17 protein-coding genes and 1 riboswitch are annotated in these 17,027 nt (G+C 35.7%); of the genes, 5 read left to right on the top strand and 12 right to left on the bottom strand.

Going from position 1 to position 17,027, the window contains the following annotated elements; genetic code table 11:
* Positions 1-11 precede the first annotated feature (11 nt).
* Both gatC and ACXY7N_RS14920 read right to left on the bottom strand, forming a co-directional pair.
* Positions 12-302: an Asp-tRNA(Asn)/Glu-tRNA(Gln) amidotransferase subunit GatC gene (gatC, locus tag ACXY7N_RS14915; protein WP_016089535.1), complete on the bottom strand. Its 291-nt coding sequence runs from the start codon at positions 300-302 to the stop codon at positions 12-14.
* A 141-nt stretch (positions 303-443) separates the two neighbouring features.
* Positions 444-680, bottom strand: coding sequence for a YiaA/YiaB family inner membrane protein (locus ACXY7N_RS14920; protein WP_016089536.1), 237 nt, complete (start codon positions 678-680; stop codon positions 444-446).
* Between the two features lie 232 nt (positions 681-912).
* Between ACXY7N_RS14920 and ACXY7N_RS14925 the strand changes: the two genes are divergently transcribed.
* From ACXY7N_RS14925 to ACXY7N_RS14940, 4 genes are all read left to right on the top strand, one after another.
* Positions 913-1,395, top strand: coding sequence for a MarR family winged helix-turn-helix transcriptional regulator (locus ACXY7N_RS14925; protein WP_016089537.1), 483 nt, complete (start codon positions 913-915; stop codon positions 1,393-1,395).
* A gap of 76 nt (positions 1,396-1,471) precedes the next feature.
* Positions 1,472-2,653, top strand: coding sequence for an ArsA family ATPase (locus ACXY7N_RS14930; RefSeq protein ID WP_016089538.1), 1,182 nt, complete (start codon positions 1,472-1,474; stop codon positions 2,651-2,653).
* A complete protein-coding gene (locus tag ACXY7N_RS14935) occupies positions 2,646-2,837 on the top strand; it encodes a DUF3926 domain-containing protein (RefSeq protein WP_016089539.1) in 192 nt (63 codons plus the stop codon). The genes ACXY7N_RS14930 and ACXY7N_RS14935 overlap by 8 nt, the downstream gene beginning before the upstream one ends.
* A 58-nt stretch (positions 2,838-2,895) precedes the next feature.
* Positions 2,896-3,360, top strand: a complete 465-nt coding sequence (locus ACXY7N_RS14940) for an HXXEE domain-containing protein (RefSeq protein WP_016089540.1) — start codon at positions 2,896-2,898, stop codon at positions 3,358-3,360.
* A gap of 173 nt (positions 3,361-3,533) precedes the next feature.
* Here ACXY7N_RS14940 and ACXY7N_RS14945 read toward each other — a convergent pair whose 3' ends face one another.
* Genes ACXY7N_RS14945 through ACXY7N_RS14955 form a run of 3 tightly spaced genes read right to left on the bottom strand, consistent with a single transcriptional unit; the run spans position 3,534 to position 6,084 of the window.
* Positions 3,534-4,388, bottom strand: a complete 855-nt coding sequence (locus ACXY7N_RS14945; protein WP_016089541.1) for a MetQ/NlpA family ABC transporter substrate-binding protein — start codon at positions 4,386-4,388, stop codon at positions 3,534-3,536.
* 21 nt (positions 4,389-4,409) lie between these two features.
* A complete protein-coding gene (locus tag ACXY7N_RS14950; protein ID WP_001261881.1) occupies positions 4,410-5,075 on the bottom strand; it encodes a methionine ABC transporter permease in 666 nt (221 codons plus the stop codon).
* Entirely contained in the window at positions 5,065-6,084 is a 1,020-nt protein-coding gene (locus ACXY7N_RS14955) for a methionine ABC transporter ATP-binding protein (protein WP_016089542.1), read from the bottom strand. Before ACXY7N_RS14955 ends, ACXY7N_RS14950 begins: the two co-directional genes overlap by 11 nt.
* Positions 6,085-6,207: 123 nt before the next feature.
* Positions 6,208-6,314, bottom strand: a riboswitch (SAM riboswitch).
* 242 nt (positions 6,315-6,556) lie between these two features.
* On the opposite strand from ACXY7N_RS14955, the gene ACXY7N_RS14960 reads away from it, so the two are divergent.
* The gene (locus tag ACXY7N_RS14960; RefSeq protein WP_016089543.1) at positions 6,557-7,120 is read left to right on the top strand and encodes a cysteine hydrolase family protein; all 564 of its coding nucleotides are present in this window, start codon (positions 6,557-6,559) and stop codon (positions 7,118-7,120) included.
* A 540-nt stretch (positions 7,121-7,660) separates the two neighbouring features.
* Here the strand turns inward: ACXY7N_RS14960 and ACXY7N_RS14965 are convergent.
* From ACXY7N_RS14965 to pcrB, 7 genes are all read right to left on the bottom strand, one after another.
* Positions 7,661-7,798 (bottom strand): hypothetical protein, encoded by a 138-nt coding sequence (locus tag ACXY7N_RS14965; protein ID WP_000521651.1) that lies wholly within the window; start codon positions 7,796-7,798, stop codon positions 7,661-7,663.
* 415 nt (positions 7,799-8,213) lie between these two features.
* Positions 8,214-9,761, bottom strand: coding sequence for an L-glutamate gamma-semialdehyde dehydrogenase (gene pruA / locus ACXY7N_RS14970; protein ID WP_000259557.1), 1,548 nt, complete (start codon positions 9,759-9,761; stop codon positions 8,214-8,216).
* Between the two features lie 153 nt (positions 9,762-9,914).
* On the bottom strand, positions 9,915-10,685 hold the full coding sequence (locus tag ACXY7N_RS14975; protein WP_016089544.1) for a TSUP family transporter: 771 nt from the start codon (positions 10,683-10,685) through the stop codon (positions 9,915-9,917).
* A gap of 95 nt (positions 10,686-10,780) precedes the next feature.
* Positions 10,781-11,974 (bottom strand): CamS family sex pheromone protein, encoded by a 1,194-nt coding sequence (locus tag ACXY7N_RS14980; RefSeq protein ID WP_016089545.1) that lies wholly within the window; start codon positions 11,972-11,974, stop codon positions 10,781-10,783.
* 16 nt (positions 11,975-11,990) lie between these two features.
* Positions 11,991-14,000, bottom strand: coding sequence for an NAD-dependent DNA ligase LigA (gene ligA / locus ACXY7N_RS14985; RefSeq protein WP_016133484.1), 2,010 nt, complete (start codon positions 13,998-14,000; stop codon positions 11,991-11,993).
* A gap of 15 nt (positions 14,001-14,015) precedes the next feature.
* Positions 14,016-16,265, bottom strand: a complete 2,250-nt coding sequence (pcrA, locus tag ACXY7N_RS14990) for a DNA helicase PcrA (protein WP_116329471.1) — start codon at positions 16,263-16,265, stop codon at positions 14,016-14,018.
* Positions 16,266-16,277: 12 nt separating this feature from the next.
* Positions 16,278-16,967: a heptaprenylglyceryl phosphate synthase gene (gene pcrB, locus ACXY7N_RS14995; RefSeq protein WP_088083172.1), complete on the bottom strand. Its 690-nt coding sequence runs from the start codon at positions 16,965-16,967 to the stop codon at positions 16,278-16,280.
* Between the last annotated feature and the right edge of the window lie 60 nt (positions 16,968-17,027).

The raw sequence follows: 17,027 nt of genomic DNA on the forward strand, positions 1-17,027 counted from the left end.
ATTCCCCTCCTCTATTCTAATACTGCTGGAACACGGATTTGATTATCTTTGTGATCCGGTGCATTTTTTAATACGTCTTCTACTGGTAAACCTTTTTCTGGTACATCTTCACGCATAACATTTTTCATAGTTAATACATGAGTTGTTGGTTTTACATCAGTTGTATCTAATTCATTTAACTGTTCTGCAAATGTAACAATTGCATCTAGTTGTTTTTGAAATTTTTCTGCTTCTTGATCAGTAATTGCAAGACGTGCTAAATGTGCTACGTGCTTTACATTCTCAACGGAAATTCTTGACACGGCTAGGCCACCTCCATAATATATCGTTCAATCTACAATACTATTGATGATACCAAATTTTCAGTACTTCAAGCAAGTCAACACACGGCACTTACGGCATTTTTACATAAAAAAAGAAAGGCAATTGCCTTTCTTTACAATTTACTCCTTATCTACCGGTTTATTTTTCGGAAATCTCTCGTTATCTTCTTCATTATCACGAATTGTTTTTTGTAATACAAAACAAGACATCGTTAAAAATAATGTGCCTAATAAATAGTACCCTTTTACACTAAGCGTTGCATCTAATGTATATATCCCTATTAACATTCCAGAAAGCGCACAAACAAATGAAGTCCATGCTAAAAACGTGAACGCTTGCGTATTTCGTCTTCTCATCGTCCTCCCCCTCTTTATCTGTACATTCATTTTATAGATAAATATATTTATCATGATGGATTTTTATGTAAATTCTATTTTTCGATTTATAAAACTATCATAAAAAACATTATTCCACATATAGTTTTCTGGCTTATCTGAAAAAACAATCAAAATGATTGACATTTTTTTCAATTCCACATAAACTAAAAACAAATATTACGAACCTCGAAATATACGGGAGTGGAATTAATTGTTGCAATATGAACATTTTTTAGACTTACTGCTAGATAACGCCAAGAAATTTTTCTATCCTGAGGAATGGGTAAGCCTAGATTTAACACTTTCTAAAACAGAAGTATTTTGTTTACTTTGGATGGAGCGAAATACAGATATTACAATGACAAAAATTGCTGAACTTCTTGATATACCGATGAGTACAACGACGGGCGTTGTAAATCGCCTTGTAAAAAAGGGGTATATTGAACGGTACCGTGATGAAAACGACCGACGCATTGTATTAATTCGTTTAACGGAAAGCGGTATAATGCTCGTTCAAGAAGTAAAACAAAATGCAGCCCATTACTTTAGCTTAGTGACAGAAGCATTATCAGAAGAAGAAAAAACATTCTTACTACAAATCTTCCAAAAGATCATGAATCACATTGCTACGTCACAGCAAAAAACAGAAGAAAAGGTTTCTACACCTAAAATGAAAAACATTCCGATTGAATAAAAACCCTAATAGGGTTTTTATTCAAGAAAATATTTCGTAACTCGTAATATTCGACATCCGAAACAAAGGGGATATAATGATGAGAATTATTTTGTATACAGGTAAAGGCGGCGTAGGAAAAACTAGCATTTCAGCAGCAACAGCATTTCAAAGTGCAAAACAAGGATTAAAAACATTAGTAATGAGTACAGATCCTGCTCATAGTTTAGGAGATTCATTTGGTATAAAGCTATCTTCTGAGCCATTAGAAATTCGTGAAAACTTGTGGGCACAAGAAATTAATACGATTTATGAGATGGAAAAAGGCTGGGGGAAATTACAGAAATATATTACACTACTCTTCACTTCCAAAGCAGCTGATGATATTACAACAGAAGAATTAACAATGTTTCCTGGTATGGAAGATTTAATTAGCTTACTTCGCGTACTCGATTATTATAAACAAAACACATATGATGTTATCATCATTGATTGCGCTCCAACAGGAGAAACTTTAGCAATGCTCAGCTTTCCAGACATGCTCGGCTGGTGGATGGAAAAATTATTTCCTATTAAAAGAAAAGTTTTAAAAGTTGTTCGCCCTGTAGCTCAACCACTTCTTGGTGTTCCTCTTCCAACCGATGATATTATGGACGAATTAACAAATACACTTGAACAGCTCGGAGAAATGAGAGATATTTTATCAAATCGAGAAATAACAAGTATCCGCATCGTTGTAAATCCCGAAAAAATGGTCATTAAAGAAGCTCAGCGAAGCTTTACTTATTTAAATTTATACGATTATAACGTAGATGCCATTATGATTAACCGCGTCATTCCTAACACTGTCACTGATCCTTATTTTCAAGCATGGAAAGATACTCAAAAAAAATATAAAACATTAATTCAAGATAGTTTTCAGCCGCTTCCTATTTACGAAGCTCCTATGTTTGAACAAGAAGTTGTCGGTTTGTCCATGTTAGAGCGTGTAGGAGACACTTTATTTAAATCAGATTCTTCTCCTACCGAAGTGAAATTTAACGGGCGCACTCAATATGTAAAAAAAGATGGTGATGAGTATATTTTCGTTCTCTCCATTCCCTTCTCAAACAAAAGTGAACTTTCATTAAATCAAAAAGGTGATGAACTTATCATTCGTTCAGGTTCTGTGAAACGGAACATCACATTACCAAAAACGTTAACACACCTTTCTATTCAAGGAGCTAAGTTCGAAGAAGATGTACTAAATATTCGGTTTGGAGGTGTAGTACATGCATGAGGAACTACTAAGAAAGGTAATTCGTACAAAAATAAAAGTCGGTATGAATATATTAGAAGAGTTACCTACCCCAATCCAACAATCAGCTAAGCAAATACTAAATATTTTGCAAGAGGAGCTAGCTACTTATCCGAAAGAACAAGAGCATCACGAAGATAATTTAAAAAGTATCATAATTGAATGAACATCTCTGGATAGAGAGCCTTTCTAGGCTTTCTATCTCCATATTGGAGTGATGTAAGTTGTTGAAAAAACATTCCACTATTATGCTTTGGATTATTCCCTTTTTATTTTTCATTCATAACCTTGAAGAATCTTTCCAGATGCCACGATATCTTGCTAATCAATTTTCGATTACTTTTATAACTAGTCAACAATTTTTCATTGCAATTTCTGTATTAACTCTCTTTGTTTTACTTATCGTCTTTCTATATCAACTGAACTTCTTGTCTTCTATATACTGGATTATTTTTATACAAGGGGCTATCTTCTTCAACTCTGTTCAACATATTATTTTGTTTTTTATTTATCGTTCCTATAATCCTGGCGTAATATCAGCTGTTTTCATTGCTATTTTTTCTATTTTCTTTTTTTTATCCCAAAAATACTTAATTCATAACAAGCAATTCGTAATTACACTTATTTTCAGCTTATTTTCTTACCCCATTATAATTTGGATTATCTTACTACTCGCTAGCTACTTTTAGTAATAAAAAAAGACCAGGAAAACTCCTGGTCCATTACTCTACTTAACAAACATTGGATTCTACGTTATACAGAATTGGAAGGTACAGAATTAGGGTTTTGTTTGTTAAGTAGATTATATGTTGAACGAGCTAACAGCGGAGGGGTTCCTACTGTTAATCGTTAAACCCACTAATTATTTTACGATTTTTTCAAGCTCATCAAGTGAAAGATCTACTGAAATGGAACCATCATTTGTTTCTTTCTTAATTGCATCTGTTACTTCTTTTGAATGATATAGTTCAATTACTTTTTTCAGTGTTGGATCATCTTTATCTTTTGTACGAGCTGCAAAAATGTTAATATATGGCTTCGCATTTTCATTCTTTGGATCTTCTAAGAAAATTGGATCCTTCGCTGGATCTAATCCAGCTTGACCAGCAACACCGTTATTAATAACTGAAGCTGCTACATCTTTTAATACACGAGGTGTTTGCTGTGCGATAACCGGTGTAATTTTTAACTTCTTCGGATTTTCAGCAATGCCGCTTGGGTCTCCAAATAAGCCAAAGTCTTTCTTAAGCTTTAATAATCCAGCTGCATCAAGAAGTTTTAATGCACGAGCTTGGTTCGTTGGATCATTTGGAATCGCAATTTCTGAACCATCTGGAATTTCATTTGCCTTCTTATATTTTTCAGAGTATAAGCCCATTGGTGCAATTTGCGTTGTACCAACAGCTGTAATATCTAACTTATGCTCTTTTTTAAATTGCTCTAAGAAAGCAACGTGCTGGAATGAGTTTAGTTCAATATCTCCATCAGCTAACGCTTTATTTGGCGTTGTGTAATCAGAGAACTCAACCAGTTTAACTTTAATTCCTTCTTTTTCAGCTTTTTCCTTTACAATTTCCCAAGCGTTTCCATCCGTTCCAGTTACACCAATGCGAACTGTTTTCTCTTTTGCTCCTGCCCCCGTGTCCCCACTTGAGCAGCCGCTTAATGCTGAAATCCCTACGATTGCTGATAATGCAAATGCTAAAATTTTCTTCATTTTCTTTTCCCCTCTTCCTTTTTATGATCTGCGTAAAAAGACTTTCGCAAAGTAGTTTCCTAAGTTTTGAGCTACCTGTACGAGAATAATAAGTAAAACGACCGTTACGAACATAACTGATGTATCAAAACGTTGATAACCATATGTCATCGCTAAGTCACCAAGACCGCCACCACCGACAAGCCCAGCAACTGCAGAAAATTCAATTAAACCAACTGTCATAAATGTAACCCCTAAGATCAATGGCGCTAACGCTTCTGGCACAAGAATTTCAAAAACAATTCTAATTGGTGAAGCTCCCATTGCTTGTGCTGCTTCAATTACCCCCTTCGGAACAGAAACAAGATTTGTTTCAACCATTCTCGCAATACCAATCGAAGCGACTAACGTCATTGGGAAAATTGCTGCTGCTGTTCCAATCGTCGTTCCAATAACGCTTCTTGTTAGTGGGCTTAAAGCTACTAAGAAGATGATGAATGGAACCGGGCGAATTGTATTAATAATGATATTAAGAATAGAAAAGACCCATTTATTTTCTAAAAAGTTTCCTTTTCTCGTTACATATAACAGTAAACCTAGAGGTATACCAAGAATTGTAGCAAATATAAGGGTTACAATTACCATTAAGAGGGTATCCCCCGTCGCATCTACTATGCGTGGCCAAAATATACTCCAATCAACTCGCATGAGCTTCTACCTCCTTCAGCTGCACTTGCAGTCTTAGATGTTGTAATGCTTTTTGAATTTCTTTCTGCTCACCTTGCAGTTCCACAAGTAGATTTCCAAATAGCACATTTTGAAGTTCAATAATATTTCCGTACAGTACGTTTACATCGACGTTATAGTTTTTCGCGATATATGATAGTACTGGCTGCCCTGTCTCTTCACCAGTAAATGTTAAGCGATAAATCTGTCCACCATTTTGAATTTTCCCTAGAACACTTTCCGGTAAATGATCATTAATAATAGAGCGTACAAAGTTTTGAGTTGTCTTTGTTTTTGGTTGTGTGAAAACGTCAAACAGTTTTCCTTCTTCAATAACCTTTCCCTTCTCCATTACAGCTACACGGTGACAAATTTCTTTCACAACATGCATTTCATGTGTAATAAGAAGAATTGTTACATTGTATTCTCGATTTACTTTCTTTAATAAGTTCAAAATTTCTGTCGTTGTTTCTGGATCTAAAGCTGATGTTGCCTCATCACATATAAGAATGTCTGGCGATGTTGCAAGTGCTCTTGCAATACCAACACGCTGCTTTTGTCCGCCTGATAGTTGCTCTGGATAATAGTTTGCTTTATCTTCTAATCCTACAAACTTCAGCAGTTCATTTACTCTTTCTTTTATCTCATTCTTTGGTACTTTCGCTAATTTTAATGGATAAGCAATATTCCCAAACACTGTTCTTGAATTAAATAAATTAAAACTTTGAAAAATCATCCCGATTCTTTGTCTTAGCTTCCGTAATTCTTTCGTCGATAAGGATGTAATATCTTTATCATCTATTGAAATCGTTCCTGCCGTTGGTCTCTCTAACATATTTACTAGGCGTAATAACGTACTCTTTCCAGCGCCACTAAAACCGATAATGCCGAAAATTTCGCCCTTCTCAACTGATAACGTTACATCCTCCACCGCATGAACAGATTGCCCACCTGATTCATATACTTTACTTACATTGTTAAAAGAAATCATTTTTTCCCCTCCTATATGCTGTAAAAACTTGAAGTAGAGCTTTCGAGGTAAAATAAAAAGTGCTCTCCTTCTTATCAACCATAAAGATAAGAAGGAGAGCACTTATATGTACTCGTTCACATCTTCTCATCTTCCAAGCCTTTTATAAGGCTTGCTGGAGTTAGCACGGTATTAAAAAACCCGTTGCTGAGGTATCGTAGGGCCAGTCCCTCCACCTCTCTGGATAAGAATGTATCGATTTAATTGTCGTTTAATTAATTCTCATTATAGAACTCAGAATAATAAGAGTCAATACATTTTTTAGAAAAATATTAATTATTTCTCTATTAAAATTTTTAAATAAAAAATCACAATACAAATAGTAATTTTTAAAGTTATGTAAAATTCTCCTCCTTCATATTTTTTAAAAGGAGAATCCTCTCTATACATTGAATACCATTATTTGAATATGAAATCGGAGGAAGATAAATATATGAAAACAGCTCTTTTACTCGTTGATATTCAAAATGATTATTTTCCGAATGGAAAGATGGAATTGCGTAATCCAGTAGAAGCAAGCGAATATGCTAGCCAGCTGCTACAATTCTTTAGAACGAAAAACGAACCTATTTTTCATATCCAACATGTAGCAATAAAAGATGACGCTACTTTTTTCCTACCAAATACAGAGGGTGTACATATTCATGAAAGCGTACGCCCACTTAGAGAAGAAACCGTTATACTCAAACATTATCCAAATAGTTTTCGCGAAACCGATCTTCTAGAACAATTACAACGTTTAGACATTGAGCACGTCGTCATATGCGGGATGATGACTCATATGTGTATTGATGCTACTGTAAGGGCTGCTTTTGATTTCGGCTTTCCATGTACCGTTATACATGATGCTTGTGCTACAAAAGATCTTTCCTTTAAGAGTGCTACTATACCAGCCGTTTATATTCATAACACAATTTTAGCTAGTTTAAATGGAGTATATGCAAATGTAATGAGTACAGAGGAGTTTTTGGCTACAAAAAAACACTCCCTTCAGTGAGCAAAACCGAAAAGAGTGTTTCTTGTCAAACCATAGATTTTCTTTCAAATTGTATTATACAGGAAATCCTTAAAATGAATACTAAAAAATGTGACTAATAAGTCAACTTTTCTCGTTGATTTGTTTCTATTTACATGTTTATCCTGATATTAATAGGGTTTAGCTAGTTCTAATCACCAAATAGTAATATATGGAAATCACTTTCGGTTCAAATGAATTAGCTTCCCCTATTATAGGGTAAGTTAAAGCATACATTGTCCAAAACGTTAAATATATAACCATAAATGGCCATTGAAAAATAAATCCTATATTTTCAATGGCCATTTACTTTTCGATATAAGCTCTATTATTCGTTGGTTTTGTTGTATCTTTAAAATAACGTTTAATCAAAAACAGAGTTATGTGTAGCAATGGAATAAAAACTACTAATTTATATATATTTGAACGATGAATAACTTACCTATTTTCTTGTGTTTGTTTACACCATATACAAAAAATCAGGGAAAACGTAATCAAAAACGTAACATATTATTTATCTGTTTATTTTTGCTTCTTTTTCAAATACTCTGCACGCAATTTTTCAATTTGCTGCTTTTTATCAAATTTGGCAGGCGTCTGTTTTTCATGAAACTTTGCCACAGCTACCTGACTTTTGTAATCCAATTGATATTTTCCCACTTTGTTCACCTACTTTTCTTGTCTTTAAAGAGAATCTATTCAACAAATATAATATACCTTATTTTACTGAAGTAAACCTTATTTATTAGTTTTTCTACTTATATCTATCTTAATCCGAATATGATTTTATTCAACTAATCTGCCCCGTTAGTTTAAGCAGGAAACTTCACAATCTCAATAGAGTAAAGCCTATTGGTATTAAAATTTTTTGGACAATCTATGGTTGGTTTTTAGTTCTTTAGAGAATTTATTGTTTATTAATTTTATTTTAGCTTAGTGGAAAATGAAAAAGCGTATATAAAATAGACAATATATATAATTAATTTGTAGACCCATTCATGCTTTAAACCACATATAGAAATTTTTTCAAAAAAAAGAGATCTTCGCAGACTGCGAAGATCTCTTCTACTATTTCTTATAAAGTTTCAGAAGTAGTTTTTGCTTGCATGTGAAGTGCTAAGTAATCAGGGCCACCAGCTTTAGAGTCTGTACCAGACATGTTAAAGCCACCGAATGGTTGGTAACCTACGATTGCACCAGTACATCCACGGTTGAAGTATAAGTTACCCACATGGAATTCTTCACGTGCTTTTTCAATATGGTCACGGTTGTTAGTAACAACAGCACCTGTTAAACCGTATTCTGTATTGTTTGCAATTGCAAGTGCATGATCAAAGTCTTTTGCTTTACAGAATGCTACTACTGGTCCAAAGATTTCTTCTTTCATTAAGCGAGCATCTTCTGCAACGTCAGCAACGATTGTTGGTTGGATGAACCAGCCTTTAGAATCGTCTCCTTCGCCACCTGTTAAGATTCTACCTTCTTCTTTACCAATTGCAACATAGCTCATTACTTTATCGAATGCAGCTTGGTCATTAACAGGACCCATGTTTGTACCTAATACAGCTGGGTTAGCTACTGTTAATTCTTTCGTTAATTCAACCGCACGATTTAATACGTGATCGTATACATCTTCATGGATTACTGCACGAGAACATGCAGAACATTTTTGTCCTGAGAATCCGAATGCTGATGCAACGATAGATTTAGCTGCTAATTCAAGATCTGCTTCTTTATCAACAACGATTGTATCTTTACCACCCATTTCAGCGATAACGCGTTTTAACCAAATTTGTCCTGGGTTTACTTTCGCTGCACGCTCATAAATACGGATACCTACATCACGAGATCCAGTGAAGCTCACGAAACGTGTACGAGGGTGATCTACTAAGTAGTCACCAACTTCAGAACCATTACCTGGAACGAAGTTTACTACGCCAGCTGGTAAGCCAGCTTCTTCTAATACTTCCATGAATTTCGCTGCTACTACAGGAGTTGTACTAGCTGGTTTTAGTAATACTGTGTTACCAGAAACTAAAGCAGCTGTTGTCATACCTGCCATAATTGCGAATGGGAAGTTCCAAGGAGAAATGATAACACCTACTCCTAGTGGAATGTAAGAGAAACGATTATATTCAATTGGACGGCTTTCTACTGGAATTCCGTCTTTTAATTTTAACATTTGACGACCATAATATTCCATAAAGTCGATTGCTTCTGCTGTATCAGCATCTGCCTCATTCCATGGTTTACCTGCTTCTTTTACAAGAATAGCAGAGAATTCATGTTTTCTGCGACGAACGATTGCTGCAGCACGGAATAAAATGTCTGCACGCATTTCTGGTTTTGACTTTCTCCAAGTTTGGAATGTTTCATCCGCTACTTGCATTGCTTTTTCAGCTAACTCACGGCTTGCTTTTGAAACGCGACCAACAAGTTCCTCTTTATTTGCAGGGTTTACAGAAACAATTTTGTCTTCTGTAGTGATCTTTTCTCCCCCAATAATTAATGGATAGTCTTGTCCAAGATAAGATTCTACTTTCTTTAAACCTTCTTCAAACGCTAATTTGTTAGCCTCTACTGAAAAATCTGTAAATGGCTCATGTTTGTATGCTACTACCATTCTTTTTAGCCTCCCCTTAGAAAAACGTTTACATTTTACAACATTATTCTACACGATAATTTAGATTTATTCAAATATTCCTAGACTTATATTTTAAAAATTAATTAATTTTTAAAATATAATAAAAAAATAGAGTTATACATACGTATAACTCTAAAAAATATGAGTATATTCCAAAATGTTTTTTCCGATTAATAAAATAGTTACTAATAAAAATAAAGTCCTTACATATCCAACACCTTTTTGAACTGCAAACTTCGATCCAAAATAAGCGCCCAAAATCATCGATAATCCCATAATAATACCGTATTCAAAATGAATTACGTCTAAAAATAAAAAAGTAATTAAAGATACGATATTACTAACAAAGTTCAAAAGTTTTCCAGATGCTGCCGCTTGAATAAAATCCAAACCAATTAATAAAAATGCAAAAATTAAAAAGGATCCTGTCCCTGGTCCAAAAAATCCATCGTAAAACCCTATCATTAAAATAACAAAGAAAAATATTAATGTTTTTCTTTTCGTCATCTTCTTATAGGTAGATACACTTCCCCAATCCTTTTTCGCAATAATATAAATGGCAATAAACACCAACATTACAAGTACTAACGGACGTAAAATATCCGGCGGAATAAACTTTACTACTAAAGCACCTGCGACTGCTCCTATAACAGTTAACGGGATTAACTTTCCTACAATTTTAAAATCGACCTTTCCCGATCGAATAAAATAAATCGCACTCGTAAACGTCCCCATCGTTGCAGCTAATTTATTCGTTGCAATTGCCGAAGCTGGTGGTAAACCAACAAACATAAGTGCTGGAAGCGAAATTAATCCTCCACCGCCAACAACTGAATCAATAAAAGCTGCTAAAAATCCGAATGCAATTAATAAAATAATGACTTGAAAACTCAATTCGTCCATGTGCTTTACCCCTTACCCCATTATTTATAACATTTTAAATTATAACAAAATTCTTCAAGAAAAAAAGCCGTTCCATAAAGGAACAGCCCTCCTATTTAATCTAAAATTTTCACAAATGGTTCATCTTGCTTCGCTTCACGTATAATAATCGCTTCTGGGCGTTCTACAGATTTAATCGTTACTTGTACTTTCATATAATTCGGGAAGTATTCCATAACAAGCCCAGCTACATATTGTGTAAAGCCAATTATTTCTGCTTTCCCATTAAACTGGACAGGAATATCAAGCTTTATTTCTCTTAATTCATCATCTCTATACATACCGGTACCGATAACAGCTGTATAGTCGCCTTGGAAATAATCGCTTAGTTTTGATTTAAAGTTCGATACTCTCGCCAGATCTTCACGTTTATTATCTGTTTTCGCTTGTTCAGATGGGAACAAATAATATTTCTCATTAATTTGTTTCCAATCCTCAACCGTTTCGCTGCCTTTTTCGACATTCGCATAAGAAACAAAGTTACCTGGTACGAGCGAAGACTTCGGAGCCTGACGATAAATTGCAAATGTTATCGGAAGGGTTTTGGTTTCAGGATCTCGTTGATGCATAACTTTCAAGATTTCTTGCGCCATTTTTTTCCCTTCAGCTAACATTTTTTCATTCGAGATTGTAGCTTCACGCGGGTAACCATGCTCTTCCTCGTAATAATGAACCGAATTCATCGCTAATCCAACTGTAATGCCGCTACGCTCATCTTTTTCGCCTTTGTTCACATAATAATCATGCTCTAAAATATTTGAAATATATATTGGATTTTTTTTATTTTTCACTTCTAGTGATTCGGATCCTGCACCTAATGCGGGATTTAACCCTATGTTCGGGAAGTTAACCGCATCTTTTTTTAATGTATCTTCTAGTTCCTTTTGTTCTGCATCTGTACGTTTTCTTTTAACAAGCATCTGTATATCCTGAGTTTTTAGGGCCTTTCCGCCTTTTAAAACATTATCTTTCGTACTAAATGATTCTTTCGCAATACGCATTAATCCTGTTTCAAATTCATCTATATCAAGACGATTACTTACTCCTTGCACAACTAAGCCACGTGCCTTTCCTCCATCAAATGGAATAGTCGTCTTATAATATTCATCCGAAATAGAGTACTTCGGAACGATTGCTTGTTCTTTTGCTTTCCCCGATTTCTCAACCACTTTGTCATCTTTATCGGCACCTGCACTACACCCACTTACTAGTAGACCAAGGCTTAATACCGCTAATGCTATTTTTTTCATGGTAAGTTTGCACCTCTTACTTATTTAGCTCTTGTAAGAACCTCTCTTCATTCCAAACCTCAACATTATGTTTCTCCGCTTGTGCTAATTTCGAACCTGCCGCTTCACCCGCAACAACTAAATCCGTACTTTTACTAACACTTCCTGTTACTTTTCCACCTAATGCCTCAATCTTTTTCTTCGCTTCACTACGTCCCATAACTTCTAATTTCCCTGTTAAAACGACAGTTTTTCCTGCGAAGTACGACTCAACATTTTGTAAATCAGCAATTTTTATGCCTTTGTATTTCATATTCACGCCATACTCTTTAAATTGTTGTAATAACTCTAATACGTCTTCATTATCAAAATACGTCACGACGGATTGAGCCATTTTTTCACCAATCTCATTAATTGCTTTTAGTTCTTCTTCCGTTGCCTTCACAAGTGCATCCATCGTTTCAAAATGCTCTGCAAATGTACGTGCTGCTTTTGCTCCGACATGGCGAATACCAAGACCGAATAATAATCGCTCTAATGAGTTTTCTTTAGAATTCTCAATCGCTTGTACTAAATTCGTTGCTGATTTTTCGCCAAATCGTTCTAGCTGTAATAATTGCTCTTTCGTCAACGAATATAAATCAGCAAATGTACGAATATAATCTGCATCAAAGAGTTGTGTAATGACACGTTCTCCAAGTCCATCAATATTCATTGCATTTCTTGAAACGAAATGGATTAACCCTTCACGAATTTGAGCCGGACAAGTCGGATTTATACATCGAAGCGCTACTTCTTCTTCTAAACGAACAAGTTCACTCTCACATGCTGGGCAATGCGTTGGCATATGATATTCTTCTTCCTCGCCAGTACGCTTATCAAAAATAACGTTCACAACTTCTGGAATAATATCTCCGGCCTTCTTCACAACAACATAGTCACCAATTCGAATGTCTTTTTCACGAATTAAATCTTCGTTATGTAAAGAAGCACGACGAACGATAGTACCAGCCACTCTCACTGCCTCTAGCTCTGCAGTCGGTGTTACAACCCCTGTGCGACCAACACTTAATTCAATGCCTGTTAATCTTGTTACAACTTCTTCAGCCGGGAATTTATAAGCAATTGCCCATCTTGGACTCTTTGCTGTAGTTCCTAAACTTTCTTGAAGGGCAACATCATCTACTTTTATAACGATTCCATCGATCTCATAATCAAGATGCGGACGTTTTTCTTGCCATTCTTCTACATAAGCTATAACTTCTTCGATTGTTTCACATGTACGACGATTTGGATTTGTTTTGAACCCAAGTTCACCTAAGAAATCAAGCGATTCACTATGTGATGGAATTGTTTTTTCTTCTACATTCGCAAGACCGTACACAAACATAGACAAGTTACGCTTCGCTGCAATTTTCGGATCAAGTTGGCGTATTGAACCTGCTGCCGCATTACGCGGATTCGCAAATACATCTTCACCATTTTGCTCTTTTTCTTCATTTAACTTAACGAATGAACGCTTCGGCATATAAGCTTCGCCTCTAGCTTCTAACGTTACTTCTTCATTTAAACGAAGCGGAATCGCTTTAATCGTTTTCAAGTTTTGAGTAATATCTTCACCCGTTACGCCATCACCACGTGTTGCCCCTTGAATAAAGCGTCCTTTTTCATAATGAAGCGAAACAGCAAGTCCGTCAATTTTTAATTCGCATATATATCTTACATTCGCATCATCAATTCCTTGACGTACTCTTCGGTCAAAATCACGTAAATCGCCTTCGTTAAACGCATTTCCTAAACTTAACATTGGTGACTTATGTGTTACTTTTTCAAATATATCAAGAACAGTCCCACCAACGCGAATGGAGGGAGAGTCTTCACTCATAAATTCTGGGTTCTCTGCTTCTAATTTTATAAGCTCCTGCATATTACGGTCATACTCCGCATCAGAAACAGAAGGATTGTCTAATACGTGATACTGATAGTTAAATGTATTTAACAAATCACGCAGTTCTTCTATACGTTTTTTTGCTATCTCTTTTGACATATCCTCATTCCTTTCCTATTGTTTCGTCACAGGTGCAAATTTTGCTAATAAGCGTTTAACACCAATTGGGCTTGGGAACGCAATATCTAACTCTTTTGCATCACCTTCACCTTTTACACTTACAACTGTACCGACTCCCCATTTTTGGTGGGAAGCTTTATCGCCTACTGCCCAGCCGATTTGTTCGCCGCCTGTCGTCTTAGCTGCAGGACGCGCGAAAGCTGAACGAGAGCGTGTTGTCGTTGTCGTTGTCGTTCTACTGCTACTGGCCGTTCTTCCTTTTGCACCAAACGAAGTTTCACGTTTCGGCGCTGTTTCATTTAACGATTCCACTAGCTCTGCCGGGATTTCTGTAATAAATCGAGATGCGGCGTTCATGCTTGTTCTACCAAATAAAGTACGCATTTGTGCATTGGATAAATATAACTCTTCTTCTGCACGAGTAATACCTACATAAGCGAGACGACGCTCTTCTTGCATTTCATCTTCTTCCATTAAAGAACGCGTATGCGGGAATATTCCTTCCTCTAAACCAACAATAAATACAACTGGGAATTCTAATCCTTTCGCTGAGTGCATCGTCATTAAAATAACTTCCTCACCAGCAGTTGGATCTTCATCTACACGATCGATATCAGCAACAAGTGCTAAGTCTGTTAAGAATGCAACAAGGCTCTTATCTTCGCTTTGAGATTCAAATGTTTGCGTAACAGATAAAAACTCATCTAAGTTCTCTAAACGACCTTCGGCTTCTAAAGTACGCTCGTTTTTCAACATATCGCGATAGCCTGTTTTTTCAATAACTTCTTCTACCAACTCTGTAACAGATAGATACTCTTGCATATTTACCCAGTTGTGTAATAGACCTGCGAATTCTTTTACTGCCTTTGTTATTTTTGCACTTACACCAACATGCTCGATCTCATCGAATACAGCAGTTAATGAAATTCCATTTTGTACACCGTAATTGATAATTTTATCGATAGAAGTCGCACCAATTCCGCGCTTTGGCATGTTAATAATACGCGCGAAACTAATCTCATCATCTGGATTCCCAATTAAACGTAAATACGCCAAAATATCTTTAATCTCTTTACGATCGTAGAACTTCGTGCCGCCGACAATTTTGTAAGGAATATTAGATTTCAGGAAAATCTCCTCGACCATACGAGACTGAGCATTTGTACGATATAACACTGCAAAGTCAGTATATTTTCGTTTTCCCATTTGAATATCGTCACGAATTTTTTTCGCAACAAAATATGCTTCGTCTTTTTCCGTTGCAGCACGATAATACGAGATTTTGCTTCCAACTTGATTATCTGTCCATAATTTCTTCGGTTTACGATTCGTATTTTTCTCGATAACAGCATTCGCTGCATTTAAAATATTTTGTGACGAACGATAGTTTTGTTCTAACAGAATAACTTGCGCATTCTCATAGTCTTTTTCGAATGACAAAATGTTAGAAATGTCCGCACCACGCCAGCGATAAATAGACTGATCTGAGTCACCTACAACGCATAAATTTTTAAAACGTGCTGCTAAATGTTTAACAAGAAGGTACTGCGCTTTGTTCGTATCTTGATACTCATCCACGTGAATATATTGGAACTTACGCTGATAAAACTCTAGTACTTCTGGAACACGTTCAAATAGCTGAATTGTTGTCATAATTAAATCATCAAAGTCTAATGAATTATTTTTCAGAAGACGTTTTTGATATTCTGTATACACGTCGCTCGTTAATTTTTCATATGGATCAGCGATTGTAATTTTTTTTGCATATTTATCTGCAGATAACAATTCATTTTTCGCATTACTAATACCAGCTAAAATAGAGCGCGGCTCAAATTTTTTCGGATCAATATTGCGCTCTTTCATAATTTTTTTGACTACAGTTAACTGATCGCCTGAATCTAAGATTGTAAAGTTACGATTAATACCAATACGATCGATATCACGTCGTAAAATACGTACACACATAGAGTGGAACGTCGAAATCCAAATATCTTCTGCTTCTGGTCCAACAAGTGTATCAATACGCTCGCGCATTTCACGAGCTGCTTTATTTGTAAAGGTAATGGCTAGTACATTCCATGGTGCTACACCTTTTTCACCAAGTAAATACGCAATACGATGTGTTAACACACGTGTTTTACCACTACCTGCGCCTGCCATTAATAGAAGTGGTCCGTTCGTTGTTTGTACTGCTTTTTGTTGCTGCGGATTTAAACCATTTAATAACTTATCTGTCTTACTCATATACGCCTGCACCTACTCTCCTTTTACTGCTTTAACTGTTTTTAACGCGGATTTTATATCATCATAAATAATATTTCCAACCACTACCGTATCAGCGTACTGTGCCATTTCTTTCGCTTGTTCTGCATTAGAAATACCGCCGCCATAATACAACTTCGCTTGTTTTAATTCTGCTTTTACATTTTTAACAAGTTCAACGTCTCCATACGTACCGCTATATTCTAAATAAAATATCGGTAAACGTAATAGCTTGTCTGCTAAACGCGCGTATGCAATCACATCATCTTCTCTTACATCACATTTCGCATCTGTAAGCTGGGCTACTTTCGCTTCCGGATTTAAAACACAATACCCTTCCATGAAAATTTCGTCCCAGTCCATAATATCCCCAAATTCTTTCAAAGCCTCATGATGAACGCCTGTTACCCATTCTACCTTTCGGCTATTTAAAACGCTTGGGATATAATAATAATCAAATCCTGGTGTAATTGCTTCCACATCAGAAACCTCTAATACACAAGGAACTGCATATCTACGAATGCTAACTAGCATGTGTAGTACATTATCAATTGTCACTCCATCACTTCCGCCTACAATAACAGCATCCGTTCCAGACTCACAAATCATTTCTAAATGTTCATCGCTTAACTCCTTATTTGGATCAAGCTTAAATACATGTTTCCACCCGGAAATATCGTACATGAAAACACCCTTTCTTTTCTCGAGTTATATATATTTCTGTTCAAAATAACAGTTTATTTT

It is taken from the genome of Bacillus sp. 5w2, assembly GCF_054353775.1.

Excerpts from the sequence above, each read along its gene's own strand:
- ACXY7N_RS14920 (WP_016089536.1), bottom strand. The coding sequence starts at position 680 with ATGAGAAGACGAAATACGCAAGCGTTCACGTTTTTAGCATGGACTTCA.
- ACXY7N_RS14930 (WP_016089538.1), top strand. The coding sequence starts at position 1,472 with ATGATGAGAATTATTTTGTATACAGGTAAAGGCGGCGTAGGAAAAACT.
- ACXY7N_RS14935 (WP_016089539.1), top strand. The coding sequence starts at position 2,646 with ATGCATGAGGAACTACTAAGAAAGGTAATTCGTACAAAAATAAAAGTC.
- ACXY7N_RS14945 (WP_016089541.1), bottom strand. The coding sequence starts at position 4,388 with ATGAAGAAAATTTTAGCATTTGCATTATCAGCAATCGTAGGGATTTCA.
- ACXY7N_RS14950 (WP_001261881.1), bottom strand. The coding sequence starts at position 5,075 with ATGCGAGTTGATTGGAGTATATTTTGGCCACGCATAGTAGATGCGACG.
- ACXY7N_RS14955 (WP_016089542.1), bottom strand. The coding sequence starts at position 6,084 with ATGATTTCTTTTAACAATGTAAGTAAAGTATATGAATCAGGTGGGCAA.
- ACXY7N_RS14960 (WP_016089543.1), top strand. The coding sequence starts at position 6,557 with ATGAAAACAGCTCTTTTACTCGTTGATATTCAAAATGATTATTTTCCG.
- pruA (WP_000259557.1), bottom strand. The coding sequence starts at position 9,761 with ATGGTAGTAGCATACAAACATGAGCCATTTACAGATTTTTCAGTAGAG.
- ACXY7N_RS14975 (WP_016089544.1), bottom strand. The coding sequence starts at position 10,685 with ATGGACGAATTGAGTTTTCAAGTCATTATTTTATTAATTGCATTCGGA.
- ACXY7N_RS14980 (WP_016089545.1), bottom strand. The coding sequence starts at position 11,974 with ATGAAAAAAATAGCATTAGCGGTATTAAGCCTTGGTCTACTAGTAAGT.
- ligA (WP_016133484.1), bottom strand. The coding sequence starts at position 14,000 with ATGTCAAAAGAGATAGCAAAAAAACGTATAGAAGAACTGCGTGATTTG.
- pcrA (WP_116329471.1), bottom strand. The coding sequence starts at position 16,265 with ATGAGTAAGACAGATAAGTTATTAAATGGTTTAAATCCGCAGCAACAA.
- pcrB (WP_088083172.1), bottom strand. The coding sequence starts at position 16,967 with ATGTACGATATTTCCGGGTGGAAACATGTATTTAAGCTTGATCCAAAT.